We start from the raw sequence: 26,252 nt of genomic DNA, 5'->3' as shown, positions 1-26,252 counted from the left end.
CATTGACGACGCCGGTATTGGCGTTCCACGAATGGGCTGGCGTCACGGGCTCGACGAGCAGGTCGGACTCGGCGTACAGGCGGCGCAGCGTCTGGCCCGCCGCGGTGACCCTCGTCCGGCCAGGGGTGCCCTCCTCCCCCGCGACCACCGTGAGGTGACCCGTCGTGGCGAGGACCTCGCACACCGTGTCGAACACCCGTGCGATCGAGCTGGTGCGGCCCTCGATCCGGCCCAGCAGCGCGTCGTGCTCGCGGGAGAGCCGGTGGTACCGCTCGGCCCAGCGGGCGTGCTCCTCGCGGTCGGGGCAGGCGTGGCACGCGTGCCGGCGCAGCCGACGGCGCAGCTCGGCCACGCGCTCGTCGTCGGCTGCGGCCGTGCGCTCCACCGGCACGGGGTGCTCGACCCGGCGCGCCGGGTCCGCCAGCGCGCTGCGCATGGCCGAGGCCAGGTCCGACCTCGCCCGCGGGTCGCGCGGCGCGAACCGGGGCGGGACGCGGACCCGTGCGACGGTGCGCACGCCGCGCGCCAGGTCGGCGGCCGTGAGCGTGCGGACCTGCTTGTCGCCGGTGAGCACCGTCGGGTGCGGTCCGCCGAGCCGGTCGTCGCCGGGGTCGAGCACGACGGCGTGGCCCGCGCGGCGCCCGTGGGAGATCTCGACGACGTCACCGACCCGCAGCGCGGTGGCGGCTGCCGCCACGGCGGCCTGGCGGTCCCGCACGCCCGAGCGGCGCACGTCCTGCTCGCGGTCCGTCAGCGCCCGGCGCAGGGCGGCGTACTCGCCGAAGTCGCCGAGGTGGCAGCGCATCGCCGAGCGGTAGCCGTCGAGCGCCTCCGCGTGGCGCTGTGCCTGCCGGGCGAGGCCCACCACGCCACGGTCGGCCTGGAACTGGGCGAAGCTCGTCTCGAGCACCTCGCGCGCACGGTCCCGGCCGACCTGCGCGACGAGGTTGACGGCCATGTTGTACGTCGGGCGGAAGCTCGACCGCAGCGGGTACGTGCGCCGCGACGCGAGCCCGCCGAGCGCGGCGGGGTCCAGCCCGCCGTGGTCGACGACGACCGCGTGCCCCTCGACGTCGATCCCGCGGCGCCCCGCCCGCCCCGTCAGCTGCGTGTACTCCCCCGCGGTGAGGTCGACGTGCGCCGAGCCGTCCCACTTGCTCAGGGTGTCCAGGACGACGCTGCGCGCCGGCATGTTGATCCCCAGGGCCAGGGTCTCGGTGGCGAAGACCACCCGGACCAGCCCCCGTGAGAAGAGCTCCTCGACGGTCTCCTTGAACAGGGGCAGCATCCCGGCGTGGTGGGCAGCGATCCCACGCTCGAGACCGAGGCTCCACGCCGAGAACCCCAGGACCTCGAGGTCCTGGGCCGGCAGGCTCGCGCAGCGGTCCTCGACCACGCGCCGGATCGTCGCCGCCTGCTCGGACGTCGTGAGGCGCAGCCCGGAGCGCAGGCACTGCTGGACGGCCGCCTCGCAGCCGGCGCGGGAGAAGACGAAGAAGATGGCCGGCAGCAGGTCGGCCTGGTCGAGCAGGTCGACGACCGCGACCCGCGGCGTGCCCCGGCGGGCGCCCGCGTGCAGCTGGCCGCGACCGTGCTGTGCCGCGGCGGGCTGCTGGCGGCCGGCGTGGTGACCGCTGCCCCGGCCCCGCCCCCGACCGCCGCCGCCGGCGTCGCCGTGCGTGCGCCAGCTGCCCGGGCCACCGAGCCGGCGCAGGGTCTGCAGGAGCTCGGGGTTGATCGAGGGACCCTCCGCAGCGGGGCCGTCGACCGCGCGGGCGTAGAGGTCGTGCAGCGTGCCGTCCGCCAGCACGTGCTGCCACAGCGGCACGGGCCGGATCTCGCTCACCACCACGGCGGTGTCGCCACGCACCATGGTCAGCCAGTCGCCGAACTCCTCGGCGTTGGAGACGGTCGCGGACAGCGAGACCACGCGGACGTCGGGTGCCAGGTGCAGGATGACCTCCTCCCACACCGGACCGCGGAACCGGTCGGCGAGGTAGTGCACCTCGTCCATGACGACGTAGCCGAGCCCGTCGAGCGTCCGCGAGCCCGAGTAGAGCATGTTGCGCAGCACCTCGGTGGTCATCACCACCACGGGCGCCTCGCCGTTGACCGTGGTGTCCCCCGTGAGCAGCCCGACGCTGTCGGCGCCGTACCGCCGCACGAGGTCGCCGTACTTCTGGTTGCTCAGGGCCTTGATCGGGGTGGTGTAGAACGCCTTGCGACCCTGGGCGAGGGCCAGGTGGACGGCGAACTCCCCGACCACGGTCTTGCCGGCACCGGTGGGGGCGGCGACGAGCACGCCGCTGCCCGCCTCGAGCGCGGCGCACGCCTCGACCTGGAACGGGTCGAGCACGAAGCCCAGGGGTGCGGAGAAGGTCGCGAGCTCTCCGCGGTCGGCCTTCTGGCGGAGCCGGGACGCGGCGTACCGCTCGGCCGGGGTGGACATGGGCCCAGCCTAGGGTCGTCTCAGGCGAGCAGCCGGACGGCGCCAGGTGCGACCTCGGCGAGCAGCGGCAGCGGGCCCAGCCGCTCCCCGTCGGCGAACGCGACGGGAGGTGTGGGGCCGACGTGGCTCGGCTCGAGGAGCACGGAACGAGCGCGGACCACCGAGCACGCCGGGTGGCGGACGTGCGTGCCCGGGTACAGCCGCGGGAAGAGCCCCACGACGCCCGTGCGGCTCAGCGGGCCGGCGATGACGACGTCGAGCAGGCCGTCGTCCATCCGTGCGTCGGGCGCGATGTTGAGGCCGCCGCCGAACGAGCGCACGTTGGCCACCGCGACGAGCGTGCCGGGCGACTCCCAGACCTCGCCGTCGATGGTGATGCGGTAGCCGTACGGCCGGAAGCGCCGCACCTCGGTGGCCAGGGCCCGCACGTACCGGCCGGGGCCGCGCGGCCACACCAGGCCGTTGGCGCGCTCGTTCACGGCGGCGTCGAGCCCGCACGAGAGCACGCCGAGGAACCACTCGTGGCTGGAGTAGTCCGGCGGGCCCACGCGCACGGCGTCGACCACGCGCCCGCCGCTGTCCAGGCCCGCCTCGATGGTGCGCACCGACGCGGCGACGTCGTGCCTCGGCAGGCCCATCGCGCGCGCGATGTCGTTGCCGCTGCCCGCCGCGACGATCCCCAGCGGCAGATCGGTGCCGCCAACGATGTTGGCGCCGAGGTGCGCCATCCCGTCCCCGCCGACCACCACGAGCGCGTCGAGCCCGTCGACGACGGCCTGGCGGGCGTGCTGCACGGCGCCAGCCACGTCCCCGGCGGACAGGTCGACGACGGTGTGCCCGCGCCCGGCGAAGGCCTCCAGCAGGTGCTGGCCCCGTGCCTGGCCGCGCCCGTGGCCCGCTGTCGGGTTGATGACGACGCCGATCCGTGCGCCGCCCATCACACGTCCCCGTCGACCGCGTCGACCAGGCCGGCGGCACGGTCCCGGCGCCGGTCCACCAGGGCGCAGACGCCGACGGCCACCCCGTACAGCAGGCAGATCGGCACGGCCAGGGCGAACATCGAGATGGCGTCGGCCGTGGGCGTGGCGATCGCGCCGAAGACGCACGCGAGCAGCACGGCCCACCGCCACCCGCTCGCCAGCGTGCTGGCGCGGACCAGCCCCGCGAGATTCAGGCCCACCATGACCACGGGCAGCAGGAAGGCCGCACCGAACGCCAGGACCATGCGCATGACGAAACCGAGGTAGGCCTGCGCGTCGATGTAGTTCACGGCGTCGTCGGGCGTCAGGCCGGCGAGCAGCCCGACCGTCTTGGGCATCACCCACCACGCGAGTGCCGCGCCGAGCAGGAAGAGCGGCACGGCGGCGGCGACGAACCCGATGGCGTACCACCGTTCGCGACGCGTCAGCCCGGGAGTGATGAAGGCCCAGAGCTGGTAGATCCACCACGGGCTGGTGACGATCGCCCCCGCGAACAGGGCGATCTTGATCTGCAGGTCGAGGGGTGTGGCGACGCCGCCGAAGTTGAGCGCGATGTCGGCGCCCTGGGCCTCCGCCAGCGCGACGACGGGGGCCTGGAGCGCGGTGAAGAGCCAGGGGTAGGCGAACCATCCGACGACGGCGCCGACGGCGAGCCCGCCGGCGGCCAGCAGCAGCCGGGTGCGCAGCTCGCGCAGGTGCTCGCGCAGCGGCATCCGCCCGTCCGGGCTGCGACGTGCGCCACGCCCCGCGCGGGCCGCCTCAGGGGCGGCTGCGCTCACCGTCGTCGTCGGTCCGGGTCTCGGTGGGGGTGCTCGCCGGGCCGGCGGGCGGTGCGTCCGGCGTGCCCAGGTCCTTGACCTCGGAGCGGAAGATCCGCGCGGACTTGCCGACGCTGCGCGCCAGGTCGGGCAGCCGGCGGGCGCCGAAGAGCAGCAGCACCACCAGCAGGATGATGACCCATTCCCAGCCGCCGAGGTTGCGCATGACGTCCTTCCGATCGACAGAGCGTCATCGTAGCCCTCGCGCGGACGGACACCGGGCGAGGCCGTGCAGGTCAGGACGGGCGCATCCGGGGTGGCCGTCAGTGGGTCAGCGCACGCCAGCGGCGGTAGGTCGCCGCACGGCGGTCGAGCCGGGCGGCTCGGCGGCGCTGCGCGGCCACGGCACCCTCGGCGCGGCGCATCCGGGCCGGCTCGGGGTCCGTGAGGTCCACCGGCCGCGGCGGGTCGCGCTGCTCTGCCGCCTCGGTGAGCGCCTCGATCTGCTCGCCCAGGCGCGTGAGCACCTCCGAGGCGCGCCCCAGCTCGACGAGCAGCGCCTTGCCCGAGCGGTACACGTGGCGCAGCAGGAAGAACGCGCCCACGAGCGTCCCCACGACCAGGACCGCCCACACCGTGAACCAGAGCATCGGGCCAGGTTATCCCTCGCCCGGGCCGGGCCCGGCCGCCGGAGCCGCCTCGGGGTAGGCCTCGAGGGCGTGCCGCGCCGCCTCGCCGGCCTCGACCGCGGCGAGCACCGGGTCGACCGCGCGCACGTCCGCCGCGAGGCGCAGCAGGAGGTGCCGCAACCAGGCGGGCGTCGAGACGCGCAGGACGACCCGGAAGCCGCCGTCGTCCAGCTCCGTGATCTCCTCGACCGGCAGCTGCTCGGCGACCCACCGTGCGCGGCCGTCGAGGTCCAGGACCACCTCGTCGTGCTCGTCGAGCGCGCGGAACGTCGCAGGTGCGTGGTCGGCGACGGTCGTGGCGGCCGTGGCGAGGACCTCCGCGTCGAGCACGCGGTCCAGCCGGAACAGCCGCTCGCCGCCCGCGGCGTGGCACCAGGCCTGCAGGTAGGAGTGCTCGTCCCCTGTGAGCAGCTGCCACGGGTCGACCTCGCGCACGCTCACGGCGTCGGCCGCGTCGACGTAACGCAGGCGCAGCCGCCGGCCGTCGCGCAGCGCGGTGCGGGCTGCCGCGACGACGGCGGGCGCTGCGTCCACGGCCAGGTGGACGTCCACCGTCGCGGCCGCCTCACCGGTTGCCGTCGTCAGCACCTGCAGGGTGCTCGCGAGCACCTCCCGCTCGGCCGGCTCCAGGGCCGGCCCGACGGACTCGTCGAGCGCCCGGAGCGCCGCGACCAGCGCGACGGCCTCGCGCGTGCCGAGCCGCAGCGCCCGGGACATGCCGCGCGACTGGGTCAGGCGCAGCACGCCGGAGTCCAGGGACGCCGCGTCGAAGTCGATGAGGTCGTCCGGCCAGTAGCCGGGGGTCCCGGACATCCACAGCGTGTCGACGTCGCGCAGCACCTGGGTGGGGCTCACCGCGAAGTGCGCCGCGACGTCCTCCACGGGGACCCCGGGGTGCCGGTCGAGGAACGCGACCAAGCCCAGCAGCCGGACCAGCCGCTCGGGGGTGCGCTCAGCCATCGGAGCCTCCCAGCCGCCGACCCATCGCCACGGCCGCGGCGAGGCGCCTGACCACGGCGGCACGTAGCGCGGGCGGTCCGAGCACGACGACGGCGTCCGTGTAGGCGGTCACCTCGTCGGCGAGATCGCTGTGCCGGGTGTACGGCACGGCCAGCAGGTCCATGCCAGCGGGTGCGCCGGCGTCGGCAGGTGCGCCGCCCGGGACCGCGTCCGGTGCGACGGCGCGGGCGCGCAGGGCGCCGGCCCGGTCGGGTGCGACGGCCAGCCACGCCGTGCGGGCCTCGGCGTGCTGGGCCGACACGAGCAGGGCTCGCGGGTCGGCGTCAGCGGGCAGCGTGAACGCCGCCGGCGGTCCCACGGGTCGCACCATGCCCACGATCCGGCTGAGGCGGAACACCCGGGGCGCGTCGCGGCCCTGGTCGCGGCCCACGAGGTACCAGCCGCCGCGGCTGGCGATGAGGCGCCACGGCTCGACCGTGCGCTCGAGCACCTCGCCCGTGCTCGCGGCACGGTAGGTGAACACGACGACCTGGCGCGCGTGAGCGGCGTCGAGCAGCGGGGCGAGCGCCGGTCCGGCGGGGTGGATCCGCGGGGCGAGACCGACGACGGCGTCCGTCTGGGACGGCGTGGCGCCCACGACGCGCAGCTTCGTCAGCGCGCGCGCGGCATCGGTGCGCAGGGACTGGTCCTGCCAGAACTCCGCGGCCAGCGCGAGCACGCCGAGCTGGGCGGCGCTGAGCTCCATGGGGGGCAGGGCGTAGGCGTCCTGGTCGACGCGGTAGCCCTGGTCGTCGCCGTGCGCCGCGGACGAGACGGTGACCACGGGGACGCCGAGGTCGCGCAGCGTGTCCTTGTCGCGCTCGAACATCCGCTCGAAGGCCTCGACGCTGCCTGCGGTGTCGTAGCCCGCGACGGAGCGGCGGATCTGCTCCTTGGTCATCCGGCCGGTGGTGTTGACCAGGGCGATGACGAGGTTGAGCAGCCGCTCGGCTGGGGGCAGGGCATCGGGCATCGCACCCCACGCTAGCGGCGGTAGCGTGCTGCGGTGATCACCTGGCGCGCGGGGACCGTGGTGTCGCTCGGCCCGAGCTGGCCGGGCAGCATCGAGCTGACCGTCCGGCTCGAGGACGGCACCGAGCTGCGGGCCCTGGCCCACCCCGAGCTGGTCGGCCTCCCGGTGCCCGGTGCGCGGGTGCTGCTCAACGTCTCGGCCCAGGTGCGCGGGTTGGGCACGGGGGGCTACGCGCTCGTCGTCGCCCTGCCGGACGCCCTGCCCGCCGATCCGCCGGCCGGCCCTGGCCACCTCGTCAAGGCCCGCTACACGCCGCTGCAGGCGATGGTGCTGGGCGTCGACGAGCAGGAGTCCGAGCACCACGCCACGCTGCGCGACGCCGACGACCTCGCGGGGATGCCCGTCGTCGTCGCGGACCTGCACTCGGCACTGCCCGCGGTGCTCGCCGGTGCGCGGGCCGCGGCGTCCGCTGCGGGCCGTCCGGCACCGCGCGCGGTCTACGTCATGACCGACGGCGGCGCGCTGCCCGCGTGGTTCTCGCGGACCGTGGCCGGGCTGCGGGCCGCGGGCTGGCTCGAGGCCTGCATCACGGTCGGCCAGGCGTTCGGCGGGGACCTCGAGGCCGTGACGGTGCACAGCGGCCTGCTCGCGGCGCGGCTCGTCGTGGGTGCGGACCTCGTCGTCGTCGCGCAGGGTCCGGGCAACCTGGGGACCGGGACGCGGTGGGGGTTCTCCGGCGTCGCGGCAGGCGAGGCGCTCAACGCTGTCGGCACGCTGGGCGGGCGGCCGGTCGCATCGCTGCGGGTGTCCGGCGCGGACCCGCGCGATCGCCACCGTGGCGTGTCGCACCACTCGACCACGGCCTACGGCCGGGTGGCACTCGTCCCGGCCGACCTCGTCGTCCCGGTCGCCGACCCGACGGACGCCCCCGGTGCCCCGACCGCGCCCACCGAGGCCGGGCCCGGTGCCTCTGCGGCGAGCGACGGCGAGCCCGCCGAGATCTACCCCGGCCGGGCCGCGTTCCTGGCCAAGGTCCACGAGCAGGCGCGCGCGCTGTGCGCGCCGGGCGGGCACCGTCTCGTCGAGGTGGCCGCCGGCCTTCCCCTGCTCGCTGCGCTGACCACGTCGCCGGTGCGCCTGACGACGATGGGCCGAGGACTCGACGCAGACCCGGAGGCCTTCCTCGCCGCGGCCGCGGCGGGCGTGCACGCCGCCGGCCTCTGCTGACCCCGGCCCCGTCCCTCCCGCCGTTCGACAGCGGTTCTCCGCGGTTCTCGGTCGTGTGACGACCGAGAACCGCGGAGAACCGCTCTGATCATGCAGGCTGAGGCCGTCAGTCGTCGCGGGGGGTCGCCGAGTGCAGGGCGACCAGGGTGGCCAGGCGGCGGGACTCCGCCGTCGCGCGGTCGCCGTCGGCGCGCTGGATGCCCATGACCGCGATCGTGTCGCCGTCGGCGAGGTCGAGCTGCACCCAGGGTCGGCCCTGGCCGAACCGCACCGAGACGATCTCCGTCCACTCCACGCGGCGCGTGAGCAGGAGGTTGCGCACCACCAGCCCGCGCTCGTCCGGGACGGCCCGCACCGAGGCCTGCCGGGACAGGAACCATGCGACGAGCACGCCGAACCCGACGATGCCCAGCCGGTCGAGCACGGAACCACCGCCGATCGAGCCCCAGGGCAGCAGCACGGCGATGGCGACCATGAGCACGAGGACGGCCCCCGCGAGCACGAGCGAGACCACCCGGGCGGCGCGCGGCCGGAAGACCCCGTGCAGGTCGTCGTTCACGGCGACGTCCGCGCGCTGCGGGGCACGGCTCAGAGCCGGCAGGCGTGGATGGACGTCACCAGGATCGCGCGCGCGCCGACCTCGTAGAGCGCGTCCATGACCTGGTTGGTCTGCTCGCGGCGCACCATCGCACGCACCGCCGCCCACTCGCGGTTGTGCAGCGGGGAGACGGTCGGCGACTCGAGGCCCGGCGTGATCGCGACGGCGGCGTCGACGTGGTCCAGCGGCACGTCGTAGTCCATGAGGACGTACTGCTGGGCGACGATGACGCCCTGCAGCCGGCGGGCGAGCACCTCGACACCCGCGGGGACCTCGGCCTGGGAGCGTGGCCGGATGAGCACGGCCTCGGAGCGCAGGATGGGCTCGCCGAACACCTCGAGCCCGGCGCCGCGGAGCGTGGTCCCGGTGGACACGACGTCCGCCACGACCTCGGCGACGCCCAGCTGGACGGCCGACTCGACGGCGCCGTCCAGCCGCACGACGGTCGACTCGATCCCGCGGTCGCGCAGGTAGCCGTCGACGAGCACCGGGTAGGACGTCGCGACGCGGCGGCCGGCGACCTCGTCGAGCGAGCGCACCGATGCGGCCGGCGCCGCGAACCGGAAGGTGGACCCGCCGAAGCCCAACGGCATGTGCTCGACGGCATCCGCCCCGGAGTCCAGCAGCAGGTCGCGGCCCGTGATCCCGGCGTCGACGGTGCCCGAGCCGACGTACACGGCGATGTCGCGCGGGCGCAGGAAGAAGAACTCGATGTCGTGCTCGGGGTCCACGAGGACGAGCTCGCGCGGGTCACGGCGCTGGCGGTAGCCCGCCTCGCGGAGCATGGCGGAGGCTGGCTCGGACAGCGAGCCCTTGTTGGGGACGGCGATGCGCAGCACGGGTGGTCCTCGACGGTCGGGACGGCTCGGGGCTGACCGCGCTGGTCGCGGCGCCCGGGCCCGTCACAGGTGGGTGTAGACGTCCTCGAGCGTCAGCCCGCGGGCGAGCATGAGGACCTGCAGGTGGTAGAGCAGCTGGGAGATCTCCTCCGCGGTGCGGACGTCGCCCTCGTGCTCGGCGGCCATCCACACCTCGGCTGCCTCCTCGACGACCTTCTTGCCGATCGCGTGGACGCCGGCGTCGAGCTCGGCGACGGTGCCCGAGCCGGCCGGACGGGTGCTGGCCTTCTCGGCCAGCTCGGCGAACAGGGAGTCGAACGTCTTCACGACGCAGAGCCTACGGGAGCGGCCGGGCGCCCCGCGGGGCCGTCCACGCCGCGTCCGGCCGCGCCTGGCCCGGCGCCCACCTCGGCACGCTGTGCCCGCAGCCACACCGTGAACCCGTAGACGACGACGCCGCCGTAGACGAGGTACAGCACGGCGGACGGGTAGTACCCGGCCTGGAGCAGCAGCGGCACCCCCACGGCGTCCACCGCGAGCCAGATGAGCCAGAACTCTGTCCAGCCCCGGGCCATCCCGTAGGTCGCGAGCAGGCTGCCCGTGAAGATCCACGCATCCGCCCACGGCCCCCACGAGCCCAGCGCGGTGAACACCCAGGCGAAGACGAGCGTGCCGACGACGGCTGCCGTGAGCAGCTGCAGACGTTCCGTGGTCGTCGCCCATCGGGGCACCACGGCGGGGCCGTCGCCGTCCCCGGAGCGCGCCGCCGCCCGCCACCGCACCCAGCCGTAGACGGCGAGCACGATGAAGAAGACCTGCCGTGCCGCCTGCCCGTAGAGGTCCTTGGCCTGCGGCGTGTCGAAGGCGACGCCGAGGAACACCGTGAAGAGCAGCACGTTGCCGACCACGCCCACCGGCCAGGCCCAGATCTTGCGGCGCATCCCCCCCACGGCGGAGGCCAGACCGAAGAGGTTGCCGATGATCTCGCGCCACAGGATGGGGTGCCCGGCGATCGTCACCTGGGCGTCGAACAGCCAGTCGATCACGCGGTCACCCCGGTCACCCGGGTCACCCCTGGCACCCCTGGCACGTCGCGCAGGGCCAGCACGGTGGCGACGGCCGCCTGCGCAGCCTCCGCCCCCTTGTCCTCGTGCGAGCCAGGCAGCCCGGCCCTGTCGAGCGCCTGCGCCTCGTCGTCGCAGGTCAGCAGCCCGAAGCCCACCGGGACGCCCGTCCGGACGGCGACGTCGGTCAGCCCGGTGGTCGCCGCCGAGCACACGTAGTCGAAGTGCGGTGTGCCGCCACGGATGACGACGCCCAGCGCGACGACGGCGTCGACCGTCGGGGCGAGCCGCGCGGCCGCGACCGGGAGCTCGAACGAGCCCGGGACGCGCACGACGACGACGTCGGACTCCCCCAGACCGGCCTCGGCCAGGGCGCGGCGCGCACCGGCCAGCAGGCCGTCCATGACGACCGTGTGCCAGCTCGCGGCGACGACGGCCACCCGCAGGCCCCGTCCGTCCAGCGTCAGGGTGGGTGCCCCGGCTCCGCTCATCGGTCCTCCTCCAGATCCGTCAGCAGGTGGCCCATCGAGGCCGCCTTGGTGCGCAGGTACGCGGCGTTGTGCGGGGTGCGGCCCACCTGGAGCGGCAGCACCTCGACGACGTCGATCCCGTGCGCGGTCATCCCGGCCACCTTGGCCGGGTTGTTGGTGAGCAGCCGCACCCGGTCCAGGCCCAGCTGGTGCAGGATCGCCGCGGCCGCGCCGTACTCGCGACGGTCGGCGGGCAGCCCCAGGTCGAGGTTGGCCTGGACCGTGTCCCGGCCGGTGTCCTGCAGCGCGTACGCGTCGATCTTCGCGAGCAGCCCGATCCCCCGGCCCTCGTGACCCGTGAGGTAGACGACCGCGCCGCCCTCGACGGCCACCCGCGCCTGCGCCGCATGGAGCTGGGGGCCGCAGTCGCAGCGCAGCGAGCCCAGCGCGTCGCCGGTGAGGCACTCGGAGTGCACCCGGACCAGGGGGACGTCGGCCGGCTCGGTGCCGGCGGCCGCGAGGGCGACGTGGGCTGCGCCCGTCCGCAGGTCGCGGAAGCCGTGCACGGTGAACACCCCGTGCCGCGTGGGCAGCTCCGCAGCCCCCGTGGGCTCGACCCACGGCGCCAGCGGGGTGGGGGCGTCCGTGGGCAGGTCGTCGTGCGCGCGCCGCCATGCGACGAGGTCCTCGATGGTCAGCAGCACCAGGCCCGCCTCGGCGCCCAGCGCTGCGGTGGCGGGAAGACGCATCATCGTGCCGTCGTCGTGCACCAGCTCGGCGATCCCCGCGACGGGGTCGAGCCCGGCGAGCCGGCACAGGTCCACGGCGGCCTCCGTGTGACCGGCGCGGTGCAGCACACCGCCGGGGACGGCGCGCAGCGGCAGCACGTGACCCGGTCGGATGACGTCCCCCGGTCCGGACCGCGGGTCCGCGAGCACGCGCAGCGTCCGCGCGCGGTCGGCGGCCGAGATGCCCGTGCTGACGCCGTCGGTCGCGTCCACGGTCACCGTGTAGGCCGTGCGGCGGGGGTCCTGGCTCATCGGCACCATGAGCGGCAGGTCGAGGGCGTCGGCGCGGTCGGCCGGCATCGGCGCGCACAGGTACCCCGAGGAGTGCCGGATGGTCCATGCCACCCACTCGGCCGTGGCGGTCTGCGCCGCGAGGACGACATCGGCCTCGTTCTCCCGGTCCGGGGAGTCGACGACGAGCACGGGCAGCCCGGCGCGCAGGGCGTCCAGCGCCTGCTCGACGGTGCCGAGGGCGATCGCGTTCATGCCTGGCCTTCCTCGTGGTCGCGCGGCGGGACCGGCGCGTCGGTGGCCTGCTCGTCCGGTGCCGGCAGGTGCGCGCCGAGCAGCCGCTCGACGTACTTGGCGATGACGTCCACCTCGAGGTTGACCCGGTCGCCGGGCGCGAGCCCGCCCAGGGTGGTCGCGGCGAGCGTGGTGGGGATGAGCGAGACGCCGAACCGGTCGGGCCCCACCGAGGTCACGGTCAGCGACACGCCGCCGACGCAGATCGAGCCCTTCTCGGCGACGTACCGCGCGAGCGCGGGCGGGCATCCCACGACGAGGTCGTCCCAGCGCGCGCCGGGCGACCTGCTGAGCAGCGTCCCCACGCCGTCGACGTGCCCCTGGACGAGGTGCCCGTCGAGCCGGCCGTCGGCCCGGACCGCGCGTTCGACGTTCACCCGGTCCCCCGCCGCGCGCTCGCCCAGCGTCGTGCGGGCGAGCGTCTCGGGCATGACGTCGGCCGTGAACCGGCCGTGCTCCTGCACCGTGACGGTGAGGCACACGCCGTCGACGGCGATGGAGTCGCCCAGGCGCACGCCGTCCGCGACCGTTGCGGCCACGACGATGCGTGCGTCGCCGGTCCCTCGCTCGACGGCGACCACGGTGCCGATCTCCTCGACGATCCCGGTGAACATCAGGCCTCCAGCCGACGGGCGATGACGAGCACGTCGGGACCGACCTGCTCCAGGGCGACGGTGCGCCAGCGCAGCGCGTCGCCCAACGTGGTGATGCCGAGGTCGGCCACCGCCGACCGCCCCGCGCCCAGCAGCACGGGGGCGAGGTAGACGTGCAGCTCGTCGACCACCCCGGCCGCGAGGAACGCCGCCGCCAGCACGGGGCCGCCCTCGACGACGGCGTGCCGCACGTCGCGCCGGGCGAGGTCCGCCAGCACGACGCTCGGGTCGTGGGTGTCGAGCGCGACGAGCTCGCCGCCGGGGCCGCGCAGCCGTGCGCGCGCCGGCACGGCGCGGTGCCCGACGACGACGCGCAGCGGCTGGTGCGCCGCGAGGTCGCCCTCGGCGGTGCGGGCGGTCAGCGCGGGGTCGTCCGCCAGCGCGGTCCCGGTGCCGACGACGATCGCGTCGACCGTCGCGCGGACCCGGTGGGCGTGCTCGCGCGCGGCCGGGGACGTGATCCACCGGCTCGTGCCGTCGGCTGCGGCGACCCGGCCGTCGAGGGTCGCGGCGATCTTGAGCGTGACGACGGGGCGGCCGCGCCGCACGGCTGTCAGCCAGGGCCCCAGCACGGCCTCGCCCTCCTCGCGCGCGAGGCCGGAGACCACGTCGACGCCCGCGTCGACGAGCACCTGCCCGCCACCCGCCGCCAGCGGGTCGGGGTCGGCGACGGCGTGCACCACGCGGGTCACCCCGGCCGTGAGCAGCGCCCGGGTGCACGGCCCCGTGCGGCCCGTGTGCGCGCACGGCTCGAGCGTCACGACTGCGGTCGCTCCAGCGGTGTCGTGGCCGGCCGCACGGGCGTCGGCGATCGCTCTGACCTCGGCGTGGGGCGTCCCGGCTCCCGCGTGCCAGCCCTCGCCGATCGTCGCGCCGTCGGGGGCCAGCAGCACGCAGCCCACGCGGGGGTTGGGTCCGTGCCGGGGACCACGGGTGGCCAGCTCGAGGGCGCGCGCCATGGCAGCGCGCTCTGCCTGCAGGACCTGCGCCACGCCACCTCCCGAGCTCAGGGCTCCGGGGTGGGGCGCGAGGGTGCGCCACAACGCCCGCGCACGGCCCTCACGGACCGACCACGGACGCCACGTGTTCCTCCCATCCGGACTTTCACCGTCGGTCCTGGAGTTCCACCAGGTCAACCGGTCCTGACCCGGCCGAGGCCGAGCCGTGGACCGGGTCGCGGACTGTCACCGCCGGCTCGGATTTTCACCGACCCCGGAGCACGTTGTGTGTTCGGCGCCAGTGTGGCACAGCGACCCGGGGCGCGGGACGGTCGGAGGTCCCGGTGTGGTCGGTGTCGTCCGGGTGCCGACGGGCCGCGCGGTGCGGGCGGGGTGTCACACGTGGCGGTGCGCTGCGGCGGCGAGGGCGCGCAGCTCGGCGATCCGGCCCGCCGCGTCCTGCGCGCCGTAGACCGCCGACCCCGCGACGAAGGTGTCGGCGCCGGCATCGGCGGCCCGCTCGATGGTCTGGGCCGAGATCCCGCCGTCGACCTGCACCCACACGTCCAACCCGGCCGCGCCGACCGCCGCGCGCACCCTGCGGATCTTGGCCAGCGTCCCGTCGAGGAAGGGCTGCCCGCCGAACCCGGGCTCCACGGTCATGACGAGCACCATGTCGACCTCGGCGAGCAGGTCGACGTAGGGCTCGAAGGGGGTCGCGGGCCGCAGGGCGACGCCGGCGCGCGCTCCGAGGCGCCGCAGCTCGCGGGCGAGCCGCACGGGGGCCTGGACCGCCTCGGCGTGGAACGTCACCGACGCGGCCCCGGCCTCGGCGAACGCGGGCGCCCACCGGTCCGGCTGCTCGATCATGAGGTGCACGTCCACCGGCACGGGCGAGACCTGGACCAGCCGCTCGACGACGGGCAGGCCGATCGTGAGGTTGGGCACGAAGTGGTTGTCCATCACGTCGACGTGCGCCCAGTCGGCCGTCGAGATCCGGCCGAGCTCTGCCTCGAGGTTGGCGAAGTCGGCTGACAGGATGCTGGGGCTGATGCGCACGGCCATGGGGACAGTCTGGCCCAGGTCGGCCGCTCGGGGCCGCAGGGGGCTCAGGTGCGGCGGAGCAGCGTCAGATGCATGGCGTCGGTCCCGTGCACGTGCGGCCACAGCTGCACGCCCGGCCCGGGGCCGAGCTCGATGTCGCCGGCGACCGAGCGCACGGCCTCCCGCGCGTCCAGCCGTACGACGTCGTCGCGCCGCTTGAGCACGTCCTTGACGACGAGCTCGGTCTCGGCGGGGTGCGGCGAGCACGTGACGTACGCCACCACCCCGCCGGGGCGCGTGGCGTCGAGCGCCGCCGTGAGCAGGGCTCGCTGGGTGTCGCCCAGCGGGCCGAGGTCCGCCGCCACCCGCCGCCAGCGCGACTCCGGCCGTCGGCGCAGCGCGCCGAGGCCCGTGCACGGCGCGTCGACGAGCACCCGGTCGTAGCGACCGGGCTCGTCCGTGCCGACCGTGCGCCCGTCGGCGCAGCGCACCTGGACCACACCGTCGGGCAGGCCGACGACCGCGCGCTCGACCAGGAGCGCACGGTGCGGTGCGAGCTCGTTGGCGACGACGTGCGCCCCACGGCCCGCCGCGACGGCGCCGAGCAGCCCCGTCTTGCCGCCGGGGCCGGCGCACAGGTCGAGCCACGTCTCCCGCTCGGGCGGGCCGCCGTCTGCCGCGGGCAGCGGGGTCACGGGAACGGCGGCCAGCGCCAGGGCGACGAGCTGGCTCCCCTCGTCCTGCACCGCCACGGCGCCCTCGCGCAGGCCCGGCACAGCACCCGGGTCGCCGCCCTGCAGGATCACCGCGGTGGGCGTCCAGCGCCCGGGCGTCGAGCCCCGGTTGGCGCGCAGGACAGCCGCGCGGTCGGCCAGGCCGGGGCGGGCCACGAGGGTCACGGCGGGCGCGTCGTTGTCCGCCTCGAGCAGCGCCGCGAGCTCCTCGGGTGCGCGACCGTCGGCGACGAGCGCCTGGCGCATCGCCCGGACGATCCATGCCGGGTGGCTCTGCGTCACGGCGAGCCGCTCGATGTCGTCCGGTGCCGCCTCGGCGATCCGCGCGAGCCACGTGTCCAGGTCCGCCTCGGTGACGCGGCGCAGCACGGCGTTGACGAGCTGGGCGGGCCCGGCGCCGACGCGTGCCCTGGCCAGCGCGACCGTCTCGGAGACGGCGGCGTGCGCCGGGACGCGCATCCCGAGCACCTGGTGGACCCCGAGGCGCAGCACGTCGAGCAGCGGCGGGTCGAGCTCGGCAACGGGCCGCCGTGCCGCCAGGGCGATGACCGCGTCGTACCGTCCGCGCAGGCGCAGCGTGCCGTAGGCGAGCTCGGTGGCGAACGCCGCGTCGCGCCCCGTGATGCCGCGGTGGCGCAGCAGCGGTGGCAGCGCGAGGTTCGCGTAGGCGGCCGAGTCGGCGACCTCGCGCAGCACGTCGAACGCCGCGGTGCGGGCGGGGTCGCCGCTGCTGCGGCGCTCGCCGGGGGCCTGGACGGTGCGGTGGCCCTGCGCCTGGGCCCGAGCCGGGCCGCGCTGCCGGCCGCGCGCGTCGCGTCGGTCGTCCGTGCGGTCGTCGCGCCGCTCGTCGCTCATCTGGCACCCTCCGTCGTGGTCGTCGCGCCCAGCACGGCACCCTCGGCGAGCCTGGCGCCGCGCGCCCAGTCGGTGGCGGCCATCCAGGAGCGACCCGCCGGGGCGACCCGCTCGAGCAGCACGGCGTGGGAACCCGTGCCGACCAGCACCTCCGTGCGCCCCACGGCGAGCTCGCCCGGGTACAGGTCGACGACGTCGGGCCGCAGCCGCACCGCGCCCAGCTTGAGCCGCGTCCCGTCGGGGAGCGTCGTCCAGCCGCCGGGCGACGGGGTGCAGGCCCGCACGCGCCGGTCCACGGCCAGCGCGGGGTGGTCCCACCGCACGCGACCGTCCTCGACCGAGAGTCGCGGGGCGAGGCTCACGCCGTCGTCCGTCTGGGCGATGCCGCGCAGGGTGCCGTCCTCCAGCGCGTCGAGCGTCGCGACGAGCAGCGCGGCCCCGGCGACGGAGAGTCGCCCGAGCAGGTCGCCGGCGGTGTCGCGCGTGCGCACCGTCTCCGTCAGCGTGCCGTACACCGGACCGGTGTCCAGGCCCTCGTCGAGGCGGAACGTCGTGGCGCCGGTCACCTCGTCACCGTGCAGCAGGGCGTGCTGGACCGGTGCCGCCCCGCGCCAGGCCGGCAGCAGGGAGAAGTGCAGGTTGAGCCAGCCGTGGGTGGGCACGGTCAGCAGCGCGGGCGGCACCAGACCGCCGTAGGCCACGACCGGCGCGCAGGCGACGTCGAGCGCGGCGATCCGGGCCTGGACCTCGGGATCACGCAGCGTGGTGGGCGTCAGGACGGGCAGGCCGGCGTCCTCGGCCCGCGTCCGCACCGGGCTCGCGACGAGCCGCCGCCCCCGCCCGGCGGGGGCGTCCGGCCGGGTGAGCACCGCGACCACCTCGTGGCGTGAGGTGAGCAGGGCCTCGAGGGTCGGGAGGGCGACCTCGGGGGTCCCCGCGAACAGCAGACGCATCCGACGATCCTAGGCTGGCGGCCCGACCGGTCCCGCCCCGGGCGGTGGCGGTGGCGGTCAGATGATGTCGAGGGGTTCGACCTGGACCCGGACGGGTGTCTCGCGGCGCGCGCTGCGGGTGGCCAGCACCGCTGCCAGGTCGGCGACCAGCGCGGCAGACGACGCCCAGGGGGTGCGCAGCAGCGCCCGGACGGGTCGGCGCGTCTCGGGCTCGAGCACACCCTGCTCCGCGCCCTGCGGCCGCGCGGCGGCGTCGTCGATCGGGATGGGCCCGAGCACGGTCGTCAGCCCGCCGAGTCCCGCCACGACGGCCTCGACCGCCTCGCGCGGGCCGTCCACGGCCACGAGGTGCACGGCCGGTGGCAGTCCGAGCTCGGCCCGTTCGGCGAGCTCGCGCTCGGCAAGGCCCGCCGGGTCCCAGCGCACCAGCGCCTGCGTCGGCACCGGCGCACCGTCGCCCACGAGCAGCACGACGCCGCCCTCACCGACGGGGCGCACCAGTGCCGCCGCCCCCAACCACGTCTTGAGCGCCTGCTCCGCGGTGTCGAGCCCCGGCCGCGCGGTGACGGTCGCGGCGTCGAGCAGCACCGCCGCGGCATACCCGCCGTCGGCGCGTGGCTCTGCGCCGGGCGTCGCCACCACGAGGGCCGCGGCGGCACCGACCCGGTCGACGACACCGCCCGCCGCCCCGGAGACCACCAGCCGGGCGCCGGGGAACGCCCGGCCCAGCTCCTCCGCCGTCCGCTCCGAGCCCACCCGGACCGACCGCAGACCGGTGTCCGAGCACTCCGGGCACCGCCAGTCGGTCGCCAGCCGGCCGCACCACCGGCACTGCGGCCCCCCGGTCGCACGGGGAACGTGCAGCGGGCCGCTGCAGGAGGGGCAACGGGCCGTCGCGCGGCACCGCCGGCAGGCCACCGCCGGGAGGTAGCCGGCGCGCGGCACCTGGACGAGCACGGGACCGCGCGCCAACCCGTCGTGCAGTGCCCGCCAGGCCGCGCCGGGCAGCCGTGCCGCGCCGGCCGCGCCCTCGCGCGCGAGCTCGACGGAGGTCAGCGCGGTCACCCTCGGGGTCCGGGCCCGGACGGTCTCGCGCCCCGTGACGAGCGGGTGCGCCCAGCCCGTCTGGACCCAGCGCTGCACGGCCGCCGACCGGACGAACCCGCCCACGAGCAGCGCGGCACCCTGCGCCTCGGACCGCAGCGCGAGCGTCTCGCGGGCGTGCGGGTACGGCGCCCTCGGCTCGGTGTGCAGGTGGTCCGCCTCGTCCCAGCAGACCACCAGCCCGAGGCGCCGCACGGGTGCGAACGCCGCCGCCCGTGTCCCCACCACGACGTCGGCCAGCCCGCGGGACGCCGCGAGGAACGCCCGGTACCGCCCGGCCGGCCCCGCGTCGGCGACGAGGCGCACCCACCCGCCCACGGCGCCCGGCGCCCAGGCGGGCACCCCCGCTCCGGTCAGCGCGCGCTCGACCTCGACCACCTGCGCGGCGGACGGCACGACGACGAGCGCTCCCCGGCCACCGGTCCGCGCCGCACGCACGGCCGCGGCGACGGCGTCGGCCCACTGCTGACCCGCGGGCCCCGGCAGCGCCTGCCAGACCGCACGCGGGGCCTGGCCGTCGCTCACGCGGCGCAGGAAGGCCGCGCCACCCGGGTAGCCGGACCACGGATCGGCCTTGGTCGGATCCACCTCGGGCTCCGAGGACGCAGCGCCCGCGACCGGCCCCGGCAGCCCCTCCGGCGCCACCCACTGCTCGGCCTCGACCCGCGCGTGCCGTGGCGGGACCGCGAGGCGCAGCACGTCCGCGAGGCTGCCCGCGTACCGCGCCGCGACGGCGCGGGCGAGGGCCAGCACGTCGTCATCGAGGACGCGCTCCGGCGAGACCACGCGCCGCAGCGGGGCCAGCGTCCCGCCGTGCGTCGGGGTCGCGTGCCGCGCCACGAGGTAGCCGTCGAGGTCCTGGCCGCCGAAGCGCACGCGGACCCGGACGCCGGGCCGCGCTACCTCGGCGAGGGCCGCGGGCACGGCGTACTCGAACACCCGGTCGAGGTGCGGCTGGGACCGCTCGACGACCACCTCGGCCACGGGCAGGTGCTCGGCGATCGGCACGGACGCGGGCGCGCGCCGCCTGCGGGGTGCTGGCAGGCCGCTCAGGGCGAGCTGCTCGCCACCGTCCACCCGCTCACCATCCGTCGTCGCCGTCGTACCGATCCCACCACGCACCGCCGTCACCGGACCGTCCGTCCACAGCGGCGTCCCGGGCGGGCGTGCCCGGCGCCGGGCGCCCTCAGCCCAGGGCGGAGTGCAGGTCCAGCACGCGGTCGGTGCGCTCCCACGTGAAGTCGGCCAGCTCGCGACCGAAGTGGCCGTAGGCGGCCGTCCGGGAGTAGATCGGGCGCAGCAGGTCCAGGTCACGCACGATCGCGGCGGGACGCAGGTCGAAGACCTCACGGATCGCGGCCGTCAGCCGGTCGAGCGGCACCGTCTCGGTGCCGAAGGTCTCGACGTACAGCCCGACGGGGTGCGCCGCGCCGATCGCGTAGGCGACCTGCACCTCGCAGCGGCGCGCGAGGCCCGCCGCGACGACGTTCTTGGCGACCCACCGCATGGCGTACGCGGCCGACCGGTCCACCTTCGACGGGTCCTTGCCCGAGAACGCCCCGCCGCCGTGCCGCGCCATCCCGCCGTAGGTGTCGACGATGATCTTGCGGCCGGTCAGGCCGGCGTCGCCCTGCGGTCCGCCGATGACGAAGACACCGGTCGGGTTGATGAGCATCCGCATGCCCACCGTGTCGAGCTCGAGCTCCTCGAGCACGGGCAGCACCACGTGCTCGGCGACCTCGGGGGCGAGCCGCGACTCCAGCGAGATGCCCGGGTCGTGCTGCGTCGACAGCACGACGGTGTCGAGCCGGACCGGACGGTCGCCGTCGTAGCCGATGGTGACCTGGGTCTTGCCGTCCGGGCGCAGGTAGTCGAGCGTGCCCTCCTTGCGGACGTTCGCGAGACGCTCGGCGAGGCGGTGCGCCAGCCAGATGGGCAGCGGCATGAGCGAGGCGGTGTCGTCGCACGCGTAGCCGAACATGAGGCCCTGGTCGCCCGCGCCCTGCGCGTCGAGCGGATCCAGGTCCGAGGCGTCGTTCCGCGCCTCGTAGGACTTGTCCACGCCGGCGGCGATGTCCGGGGACTGCTGGCCGATCGACACCGACACGCCGCACGAGCGCGCGTCGAACCCGATCGTCGAGGAGGTGTAGCCGATCCGGCTGAGGGTGTCGCGGACCACCTGCGGGATCTCCACGTACGCCTCGGTGGAGACCTCTCCGGCGACGTGCACGAGGCCGGTGGTGACCATCGTCTCGACGGCGACGCGGGCCGTCGGGTCCTGCGCGAGCATCGCGTCGAGGATGCCGTCGGAGATCTGGTCGCAGACCTTGTCCGGGTGACCCTCGGTGACCGACTCGGAGGTGAACAGCCGCTGTGCATCGCTCATGGCGGCCAGCCTAGCGGGAGTCGCCGACGCGACCAGGGCGTGCCCGGGTCCCCTCCGAGCGGTCGGCGGCCCCGTGCGCGGTCAACCCCGCAGGGGTTCCAGACGACCGAGGACGGCATCCCACACGGCGTGCGCGACGGCGTCCTTCGTACCCGCGGCGCGGCCGACGACGTCGCCGCCGGCATCCAGCAGCGTGACGGCGTTGTCCTCGACGGCGAAGCCCACCCCGGCCCCGACCCGGTTGAGGACCAGCAGGTCGGCGCCCTTGCGTCGGGCCTTGGCCCGTCCGTCGTCGAGCACCTCCGCGTCGGTCCCGGTCTCGGCGGCGAAGCCCACCACCACCTGCCCGGCCCGCAGCCGATCCCCCGCCAGCTCGGCGAGCACGTCGGGGTTGAGCGTCAGCTCGAGGGGAGCCGGGGCGCCGCCGGTCTTCTTGATCTTGCCGCCGGCCACCCGCGCCGGGCGGAAGTCCGCGACGGCGGCGGCCATGACCACGACGTCCGCGTCACGCGCCGCGTCGCGCACGGCGGTGCGGAGCTCTGCGGTGGTCTCGACCGTGACGACCTCGACGCCGTCCGGTGCGCCCACCTCGAGGTTGGCGGCGACGAGCGTCACGTCCGCACCACGATCCCGCGCGGCACGGGCCAGGGCGACGCCCTGCCGCCCCGTCGATCGGTTGCCGAGGAAGCGCACGGGGTCGAGCGGCTCGCGCGTACCCCCGGCCGAGACGACGACGTGGCGGCCGGCGAGGTCCCGCGCGGCAGGGTCTGCGGCGCCCGCGGCGGGCAGTGTCCCGCCGGCCAGCGTCGCGCCGACGAGCGCCAGTGCGGCCGCGGCGATCGTCGCGGGCTCGGGCAGGCGCCCCGGGCCCGTGTCCGCACCCGTGAGGCGCCCCGAGTCCGGGTCCAGGACGTGCACGCCGCGCGCCCGCAGGGTCGCGACGTTGGCCACGGTCGCGGGGTGCTGCCACATCTCGGTGTGCATCGCCGGGGCGAGCAGCACCGGGCACCGCACGGTGAGCAGCGCTGCGGTGAGCAGGTCGTCGCAGCGCCCCGCCGCGGCCCGGGCGAGCAGGTCGGCCGTCGCCGGGGCGACGATCACCAGGTCGGCACGCTTGCCGAGCGTCACGTGCTCGACGGCGGGGACGTCGTCGAACACCTCGGTGGTCACGGGGTTGCCCGAGAGCGCCTCCCACGTCGCGCGCCCCACGAACTCCAGGGACGCGCGGGTGGGCACGACGCGCACGTCGTGCCCGGCCTCGGTGAGCAGCCGCAGCAGGAGCGCAGCCTTGTAGGCGGCGATCCCTGCGCTGACGCCGAGCAGGATGCGCACGGCCGGGGTCTCAGCCCTCGGTCGGCGTGATGGTCAGCAGGCCGGCGTTGATCTCGCGCATGGCGATGGACAGCGCCTTCTCCTGGTGCCGCGCCTCCACGAGCGGGCCGACGTACTCGAGCAGCCCCTCGTTGAGCTGGGAGTAGTAGGCGTTGATCTGGCGGGCGCGCTGGGCGGAGTAGATGACGAGGGCGTACTTGGAGTCGGCGGCGGCGAGCAGCTCGTCGATCGGCGGGTCGGTGATGCCCTCGGGGGCGGCGACGGTTCCGGACATGTGGGCGCTCCGTGCTGTCGAAGGTGAGTGGTCCAGCGGCTCGGCGGCCGGACGTGCGCCCAGGACAGGCGCGGGCAACCTGCCCAGTCTACCGCCTCGGCAGTCCCATCACCTCGACGAGCTCGTCCGTGGCGCGGTGCACGTCGTCGTTGACGACGACGTGGTCGAACTCCGGCTCGGCCGCGAGCTCGACGCGGGCCGTCTCGAGCCTGCGGGCGCGCTCGGCTGCGTCCTCGGTGCCGCGTCCGACGAGGCGCCGCTCGAGCTCCTCCCATGAGGGCGGGGCGAGGAAGACGAAGCGCGCGTCCGGCATGGCCTGGCGCACCTGGCGGGCGCCGGCGAGGTCGATCTCCAGCAGGGCAGGCACCCCGGCGGCGAGGGCGTCCAGCACGGGCTGACGCGGCGTGCCGTAGCGGTTGCGGCCGTGCACGACGGCCCACTCGAGCAGCTCGCCGTCGGCGGCCATCCGGTCGAAGGTGGGTCCGTCGACGAAGTGGTAGTGCACGCCGTCGACCTCGCCGGGCCGCGGAGCGCGCGTGGTGGCGGAGACGGACAGCCAGACCTCGGGGTAGCGCGCGCGGACGTCGGCCGAGACGGTGCCCTTGCCGACGGCGGTCGGCCCGGCGAGGACGGTCAGGCGCGGGGCGCCCGGGGTGACGCGGTGCGGGACGGACAACTCTCAGCCGAAGCGTTCGACGAGGGCCTGCGCCTGGTGCGGGCCGAGGCCCCGCAGCCGCCGCGTCTCCGAGATGCCGATCTCGGCCATGATCGCGCGGGCCTTGATCTTGCCGACCCCGGGCAGGGACTCGAGCAGGGCAGAGACCTTGAGCTTGCCGATCATCTCGTCGGTCTTGGACTGCTCGATGACCTCGGCGACCGAGCCCTGCGAGTACTTGAGCCGGTTCTTCACCTCGGCCCGGACCTGACGAGCCGCAGCGGCCTTCTCGAGGGCAGCGGCGCGCTGTTCGGGAGTCAGCGGGGGTAGGGCCACGCGGGGTCACCTTCTTCGCGGAGACGGTCGGGGAGACGGACGTCACGAACCTAGCGAGGTCGCCGGGTCCTCGGCAACGCGAGCGCACGATCAGCGCGCTCGGTGGCGCCGGGGCGAGTGGCTCCCGGGCAGGTCAGCGCAGTGCCGCAACGGCCTCGGCGGTCGCGGCGGCCGCGGCGGACCGCAGGTCCTCGACCCCCGGCCCGGCCGCGAGGACGCCGCGGGAGGAGGACGCCAGAACGGCCCCCCTTGCCGCGCCGAAGACCGCTCGCAGCTCCGCGGCGCCACCACCCTGGGCACCCACCCCCGGTGCCAGGAGCGGCCCGCGGACCCCCGCCAGGTCGATCCCCAGGCGCTGCACGGCGTCGCCGACCGTGGCGCCGACGACGAGCCCGACGGAGCCGAGCGCAGCGCCGTCCACCCGGCCTGACTGCCCGCTCCCTGAGACGACGGCGTCCACCGGGCCGAGCCCCGTGCGATCGAGCTCGGCCGCGTTGAGCCCTGCGGCGTACGCCGCGACGGCAGCGGCCACGCTGCGCGGCCCGTCCGGCGTCGCGCCCAGCGCGTGCTGCACGGCGGCCCCCTCGGGGTTGGACGTGAGGCACAGCACGAAGAGCCCGCGGCCGGTGGCCAGCGCGGCGTCGACGGCCGGGGCCAGCGAGCCCGCGCCGAGGTACGGGCTGACGGTGAGCGCGTCGGCAGCCAGCGGTGAGCCGTCGCGCAGGTAGGCGTCGGCGTAGCCGGCCATCGTCGAGCCGATGTCCCCGCGCTTGGCGTCGAGGATCACCTGGGTGCCGCTGCCGAGCGCCGCGGCGAGCACCTCCTCGAGCACGGCGACGCCGGCGGAGCCGTGCCGCTCGAAGAAGGCCGACTGCGGCTTGAGCGCCGCCACCCGGCCGGCGACGGCGTCGACGACGCGCAAGGAGAACTCGCGCAGGCCGGCCGGGCCGTCCGCGAGGCCCCAGGCCGCCAGCAGCCCGGGGTGCGGGTCGATCCCCACGCACAGCGGGCCGAGGTCGTCCATGGCGTCCACCAGGCGTGCCCCGAACGGTCGCACGGCTCCCCCGCTCACTCGCCCGTCCCGGCCGCCGCCACGGCCGGCACGCACGCCGTCCGCAGCTCCAGCACGTGGTCCTGCAGGCTGCGGACCCGGAACGGGCCCTGCCGCAGGGACTCGATCCCCTGGACCGCCGCCGCGAGCTGCTGGACCGTCGTGACGATCGCCTTGTCTGCCGAGACGGTGGCCGTGCGGATCTCGTAGCCGTCCGCCCTCGCGCCCTGCCCCGAGGGGGTGTTGACGACCATGTCGACCTCGCCGGCGATGATGAGGTCGACGATGGTCGGCTCCCCCGCCGGCCCCCGGCCGGACGAGTGCTTGCGCACCACGGTCGAGGCGATCCCGTTGCGCCGCAGCACCGCTGCGGTGCCCTGCGTGGCGAGGATCTCGAAGCCGAGCTCCGTGAGCCGCTTGACCGGGAAGGTGATCGCGCGCTTGTCGCGGTCCGCCACGGAGATGAACACCCGGCCCGAGGTCGGCAGCCCGCCGAACGCCGCAGCCTGCGACTTCGCGAAGGCCGTCGGGAAGTCGACGTCGAAGCCCATGACCTCCCCGGTCGAGCGCATCTCCGGGCCGAGCACCGTGTCGACGACCACCCCGTCGGTGGTGCGGAACCGCCGGAACGGCAGCACGGCCTCCTTGACGGCGATCGGGGCGTCCAGGCTCAGCGTGCCGCCGTCGCCCGTCGCGGGCAGCACCCCGGCGGCCCGCAGGTCGGCGATGGTGTGCCCGGTCATGACGAGCGCCGCGGCCTTGGCCAGCGGCACGCCGGTGGCCTTGGACACGAACGGCACGGTGCGGCTGGCCCGGGGGTTGGCCTCCAGGACGTAGAGCACGTCGGACACCAGGGCGAACTGCACGTTGAGCAGCCCGCGCACCCCCACGCCGCGGGCGATCGCCTCGGTGGAGACCCGGATCCGGTCGAGCTCCGCCACGGAGACGGTCACCGGGGGCAGCACGCACGCCGAGTCCCCGGAGTGGATCCCGGCCTCCTCGATGTGCTCCATGACGCCGCCGAGGTACAGCTCGGTGCCGTCGTACAGCGCGTCGACGTCGAGCTCGATCGCGTCGTCGAGGAACCGGTCGATGAGCAGCGGCGGGATCTCGCCCACGGCGCCGTGCAGGTCCCGCGCACCCGCGAGGGCGCGCTCGACGTACTCGGCGAGCTGACCGTCCGAGTAGACGATCTCCATCCCGCGCCCGCCCAGCACGTACGACGGCCGCACGAGGACGGGGTAGCCGATCCGCCGCGCGATCTCGGTGGCCTCCGGCAGGGTGCGCGCCGTGCCGAACGAGGGCGCGGGCAGCCCCGCCAGGGCGAGCACCTGGCCGAAGATCCCGCGGTCCTCCGCGGCGTCGATCGCCGCGGGCGGCGTGCCGAGGATGGGCAGGCCCGCGGCCTCGAGCCGGTCGGCCAGCGCGAGCGGGGTCTGCCCGCCGAGCTGGACGATGATCCCGGCCACCGGGCCGACGGCGAGCTCGGCCTGGTAGACCTCGAGGACGTCCTCGAAGGTCAGCGGCTCGAAGTAGAGGCGGTCCGACGTGTCGTAGTCGGTCGAGACGGTCTCGGGG

The 26,252-nt window shown here is 75.8% G+C and carries 27 protein-coding genes and 1 riboswitch; of the genes, 1 reads left to right on the top strand and 26 read right to left on the bottom strand.

Features of this window, described 5'->3' with window-relative positions; all coding sequences use genetic code 11:
• The 7 genes from PKY62_RS05440 to PKY62_RS05410 all read right to left on the bottom strand — a co-directional run.
• Positions 1-2,449: DEAD/DEAH box helicase (locus PKY62_RS05440; protein WP_324535630.1), on the bottom strand; the 2,449-nt coding region annotated here is incomplete at its 3' end.
• Between the two features lie 20 nt (positions 2,450-2,469).
• A complete protein-coding gene (locus PKY62_RS05435) occupies positions 2,470-3,387 on the bottom strand; it encodes a diacylglycerol/lipid kinase family protein (protein WP_324535628.1) in 918 nt (305 codons plus the stop codon).
• Entirely contained in the window at positions 3,387-4,208 is an 822-nt protein-coding gene (tatC, locus tag PKY62_RS05430) for a twin-arginine translocase subunit TatC (protein ID WP_324535626.1), read from the bottom strand. The genes PKY62_RS05435 and tatC overlap by 1 nt, the downstream gene beginning before the upstream one ends.
• Positions 4,189-4,413, bottom strand: coding sequence for a Sec-independent protein translocase subunit TatA (gene tatA, locus PKY62_RS05425; RefSeq protein ID WP_324535624.1), 225 nt, complete (start codon positions 4,411-4,413; stop codon positions 4,189-4,191). The genes tatC and tatA overlap by 20 nt, the downstream gene beginning before the upstream one ends.
• Before the next feature lie 97 nt (positions 4,414-4,510).
• A complete protein-coding gene (locus tag PKY62_RS05420) occupies positions 4,511-4,837 on the bottom strand; it encodes a hypothetical protein (RefSeq protein ID WP_324535622.1) in 327 nt (108 codons plus the stop codon).
• A gap of 9 nt (positions 4,838-4,846) precedes the next feature.
• Positions 4,847-5,836 (bottom strand): helix-turn-helix transcriptional regulator, encoded by a 990-nt coding sequence (locus PKY62_RS05415; protein ID WP_324535621.1) that lies wholly within the window; start codon positions 5,834-5,836, stop codon positions 4,847-4,849.
• Complete coding sequence (locus PKY62_RS05410) at positions 5,829-6,848, bottom strand: helix-turn-helix transcriptional regulator (RefSeq protein WP_324535619.1); 1,020 nt, start codon at positions 6,846-6,848, stop codon at positions 5,829-5,831. The genes PKY62_RS05415 and PKY62_RS05410 overlap by 8 nt, the downstream gene beginning before the upstream one ends.
• A gap of 33 nt (positions 6,849-6,881) precedes the next feature.
• On the opposite strand from PKY62_RS05410, the gene PKY62_RS05405 reads away from it, so the two are divergent.
• A complete protein-coding gene (locus tag PKY62_RS05405; protein ID WP_324535617.1) occupies positions 6,882-8,075 on the top strand; it encodes a DUF3866 family protein in 1,194 nt (397 codons plus the stop codon).
• 106 nt (positions 8,076-8,181) lie between these two features.
• On the opposite strand, the gene PKY62_RS05400 is transcribed toward PKY62_RS05405, so the two are convergent.
• The 19 genes from PKY62_RS05400 to PKY62_RS05310 form a co-directional block, all read right to left on the bottom strand.
• Positions 8,182-8,634 carry a PH domain-containing protein gene (locus PKY62_RS05400; protein WP_324535615.1) on the bottom strand — a complete coding sequence of 151 codons (453 nt, stop codon included), beginning with the start codon at positions 8,632-8,634 and terminating at the stop codon, positions 8,182-8,184.
• A 29-nt stretch (positions 8,635-8,663) separates the two neighbouring features.
• Positions 8,664-9,512: an ATP phosphoribosyltransferase gene (gene hisG / locus PKY62_RS05395; protein ID WP_324535613.1), complete on the bottom strand. Its 849-nt coding sequence runs from the start codon at positions 9,510-9,512 to the stop codon at positions 8,664-8,666.
• A gap of 63 nt (positions 9,513-9,575) precedes the next feature.
• Positions 9,576-9,839, bottom strand: coding sequence for a phosphoribosyl-ATP diphosphatase (locus PKY62_RS05390; RefSeq protein ID WP_324535611.1), 264 nt, complete (start codon positions 9,837-9,839; stop codon positions 9,576-9,578).
• Entirely contained in the window at positions 9,836-10,558 is a 723-nt protein-coding gene (gene pnuC / locus PKY62_RS05385) for a nicotinamide riboside transporter PnuC (protein ID WP_502875792.1), read from the bottom strand. The genes PKY62_RS05390 and pnuC overlap by 4 nt, the downstream gene beginning before the upstream one ends.
• Positions 10,555-11,067, bottom strand: a complete 513-nt coding sequence (gene ribH, locus PKY62_RS05380) for a 6,7-dimethyl-8-ribityllumazine synthase (protein WP_324535609.1) — start codon at positions 11,065-11,067, stop codon at positions 10,555-10,557. Before ribH ends, pnuC begins: the two co-directional genes overlap by 4 nt.
• A complete protein-coding gene (gene ribA / locus PKY62_RS05375; protein ID WP_324535608.1) occupies positions 11,064-12,320 on the bottom strand; it encodes a GTP cyclohydrolase II in 1,257 nt (418 codons plus the stop codon). Before ribA ends, ribH begins: the two co-directional genes overlap by 4 nt.
• A complete protein-coding gene (locus PKY62_RS05370) occupies positions 12,317-12,973 on the bottom strand; it encodes a riboflavin synthase (protein WP_324535606.1) in 657 nt (218 codons plus the stop codon). The genes ribA and PKY62_RS05370 overlap by 4 nt, the downstream gene beginning before the upstream one ends.
• Positions 12,973-13,971 (bottom strand): bifunctional diaminohydroxyphosphoribosylaminopyrimidine deaminase/5-amino-6-(5-phosphoribosylamino)uracil reductase RibD, encoded by a 999-nt coding sequence (gene ribD / locus PKY62_RS05365; protein ID WP_324535632.1) that lies wholly within the window; start codon positions 13,969-13,971, stop codon positions 12,973-12,975. The genes PKY62_RS05370 and ribD overlap by 1 nt, the downstream gene beginning before the upstream one ends.
• 121 nt (positions 13,972-14,092) lie before the next feature.
• A riboswitch (FMN riboswitch) is annotated at positions 14,093-14,236 on the bottom strand.
• Between the two features lie 110 nt (positions 14,237-14,346).
• Positions 14,347-15,015 (bottom strand): ribulose-phosphate 3-epimerase, encoded by a 669-nt coding sequence (gene rpe, locus PKY62_RS05360; protein WP_324535604.1) that lies wholly within the window; start codon positions 15,013-15,015, stop codon positions 14,347-14,349.
• A 44-nt stretch (positions 15,016-15,059) separates the two neighbouring features.
• Entirely contained in the window at positions 15,060-16,583 is a 1,524-nt protein-coding gene (locus tag PKY62_RS05355) for an RsmB/NOP family class I SAM-dependent RNA methyltransferase (protein ID WP_324535603.1), read from the bottom strand.
• Positions 16,580-17,536 (bottom strand): methionyl-tRNA formyltransferase, encoded by a 957-nt coding sequence (gene fmt, locus PKY62_RS05350; RefSeq protein WP_324535601.1) that lies wholly within the window; start codon positions 17,534-17,536, stop codon positions 16,580-16,582. The genes PKY62_RS05355 and fmt overlap by 4 nt, the downstream gene beginning before the upstream one ends.
• 57 nt (positions 17,537-17,593) lie before the next feature.
• Positions 17,594-19,717, bottom strand: coding sequence for a primosomal protein N' family DNA-binding protein (locus PKY62_RS05345; protein WP_324535599.1), 2,124 nt, complete (start codon positions 19,715-19,717; stop codon positions 17,594-17,596).
• A gap of 109 nt (positions 19,718-19,826) precedes the next feature.
• A complete protein-coding gene (gene metK, locus PKY62_RS05340) occupies positions 19,827-21,026 on the bottom strand; it encodes a methionine adenosyltransferase (protein WP_324535597.1) in 1,200 nt (399 codons plus the stop codon).
• 81 nt (positions 21,027-21,107) lie between these two features.
• Complete coding sequence (coaBC, locus tag PKY62_RS05335) at positions 21,108-22,358, bottom strand: bifunctional phosphopantothenoylcysteine decarboxylase/phosphopantothenate--cysteine ligase CoaBC (RefSeq protein WP_324535595.1); 1,251 nt, start codon at positions 22,356-22,358, stop codon at positions 21,108-21,110.
• Between the two features lie 10 nt (positions 22,359-22,368).
• The gene (gene rpoZ, locus PKY62_RS05330; RefSeq protein ID WP_324535593.1) at positions 22,369-22,632 is read right to left on the bottom strand and encodes a DNA-directed RNA polymerase subunit omega; all 264 of its coding nucleotides are present in this window, start codon (positions 22,630-22,632) and stop codon (positions 22,369-22,371) included.
• Between the two features lie 88 nt (positions 22,633-22,720).
• Positions 22,721-23,308 (bottom strand): guanylate kinase, encoded by a 588-nt coding sequence (gmk, locus tag PKY62_RS05325; RefSeq protein WP_324535591.1) that lies wholly within the window; start codon positions 23,306-23,308, stop codon positions 22,721-22,723.
• A 3-nt stretch (positions 23,309-23,311) separates the two neighbouring features.
• Positions 23,312-23,623, bottom strand: coding sequence for an integration host factor, actinobacterial type (mihF, locus tag PKY62_RS05320; protein ID WP_324535589.1), 312 nt, complete (start codon positions 23,621-23,623; stop codon positions 23,312-23,314).
• A 133-nt stretch (positions 23,624-23,756) separates the two neighbouring features.
• Positions 23,757-24,695 carry an orotidine-5'-phosphate decarboxylase gene (gene pyrF / locus PKY62_RS05315; RefSeq protein WP_324535587.1) on the bottom strand — a complete coding sequence of 313 codons (939 nt, stop codon included), beginning with the start codon at positions 24,693-24,695 and terminating at the stop codon, positions 23,757-23,759.
• Positions 24,692-26,252, bottom strand: a 1,561-nt coding sequence (locus PKY62_RS05310) for an ATP-binding protein (RefSeq protein ID WP_502875791.1), incomplete at its 5' end; no start/stop codon positions are given. The genes PKY62_RS05310 and pyrF, both read right to left, overlap by 4 nt.

Origin of the sequence: Actinotalea sp. (genome assembly GCF_035443605.1) — a bacterium.
Lineage (GTDB): Bacteria > Actinomycetota > Actinomycetes > Actinomycetales > Cellulomonadaceae > Actinotalea.
The sequence above is the reverse complement of the archived record's forward strand: the minus strand, read 5'-3'. Positions and strand labels throughout refer to the sequence as shown.

Excerpts from the sequence above, each read along its gene's own strand:
- PKY62_RS05435 (WP_324535628.1), bottom strand. The coding sequence starts at position 3,387 with ATGGGCGGCGCACGGATCGGCGTCGTCATCAACCCGACAGCGGGCCAC.
- tatA (WP_324535624.1), bottom strand. The coding sequence starts at position 4,413 with ATGCGCAACCTCGGCGGCTGGGAATGGGTCATCATCCTGCTGGTGGTG.
- PKY62_RS05420 (WP_324535622.1), bottom strand. The coding sequence starts at position 4,837 with ATGCTCTGGTTCACGGTGTGGGCGGTCCTGGTCGTGGGGACGCTCGTG.
- PKY62_RS05415 (WP_324535621.1), bottom strand. The coding sequence starts at position 5,836 with ATGGCTGAGCGCACCCCCGAGCGGCTGGTCCGGCTGCTGGGCTTGGTC.
- PKY62_RS05410 (WP_324535619.1), bottom strand. The coding sequence starts at position 6,848 with ATGCCCGATGCCCTGCCCCCAGCCGAGCGGCTGCTCAACCTCGTCATC.
- ribH (WP_324535609.1), bottom strand. The coding sequence starts at position 11,067 with ATGAGCGGAGCCGGGGCACCCACCCTGACGCTGGACGGACGGGGCCTG.
- ribA (WP_324535608.1), bottom strand. The coding sequence starts at position 12,320 with ATGAACGCGATCGCCCTCGGCACCGTCGAGCAGGCGCTGGACGCCCTG.
- PKY62_RS05370 (WP_324535606.1), bottom strand. The coding sequence starts at position 12,973 with ATGTTCACCGGGATCGTCGAGGAGATCGGCACCGTGGTCGCCGTCGAG.
- ribD (WP_324535632.1), bottom strand. The coding sequence starts at position 13,971 with ATGGCGCGCGCCCTCGAGCTGGCCACCCGTGGTCCCCGGCACGGACCC.
- rpe (WP_324535604.1), bottom strand. The coding sequence starts at position 15,015 with ATGGCCGTGCGCATCAGCCCCAGCATCCTGTCAGCCGACTTCGCCAAC.
- PKY62_RS05355 (WP_324535603.1), bottom strand. The coding sequence starts at position 16,583 with ATGAGCGACGAGCGGCGCGACGACCGCACGGACGACCGACGCGACGCG.
- fmt (WP_324535601.1), bottom strand. The coding sequence starts at position 17,536 with ATGCGTCTGCTGTTCGCGGGGACCCCCGAGGTCGCCCTCCCGACCCTC.
- metK (WP_324535597.1), bottom strand. The coding sequence starts at position 21,026 with ATGAGCGATGCACAGCGGCTGTTCACCTCCGAGTCGGTCACCGAGGGT.
- rpoZ (WP_324535593.1), bottom strand. The coding sequence starts at position 22,632 with ATGTCCGGAACCGTCGCCGCCCCCGAGGGCATCACCGACCCGCCGATC.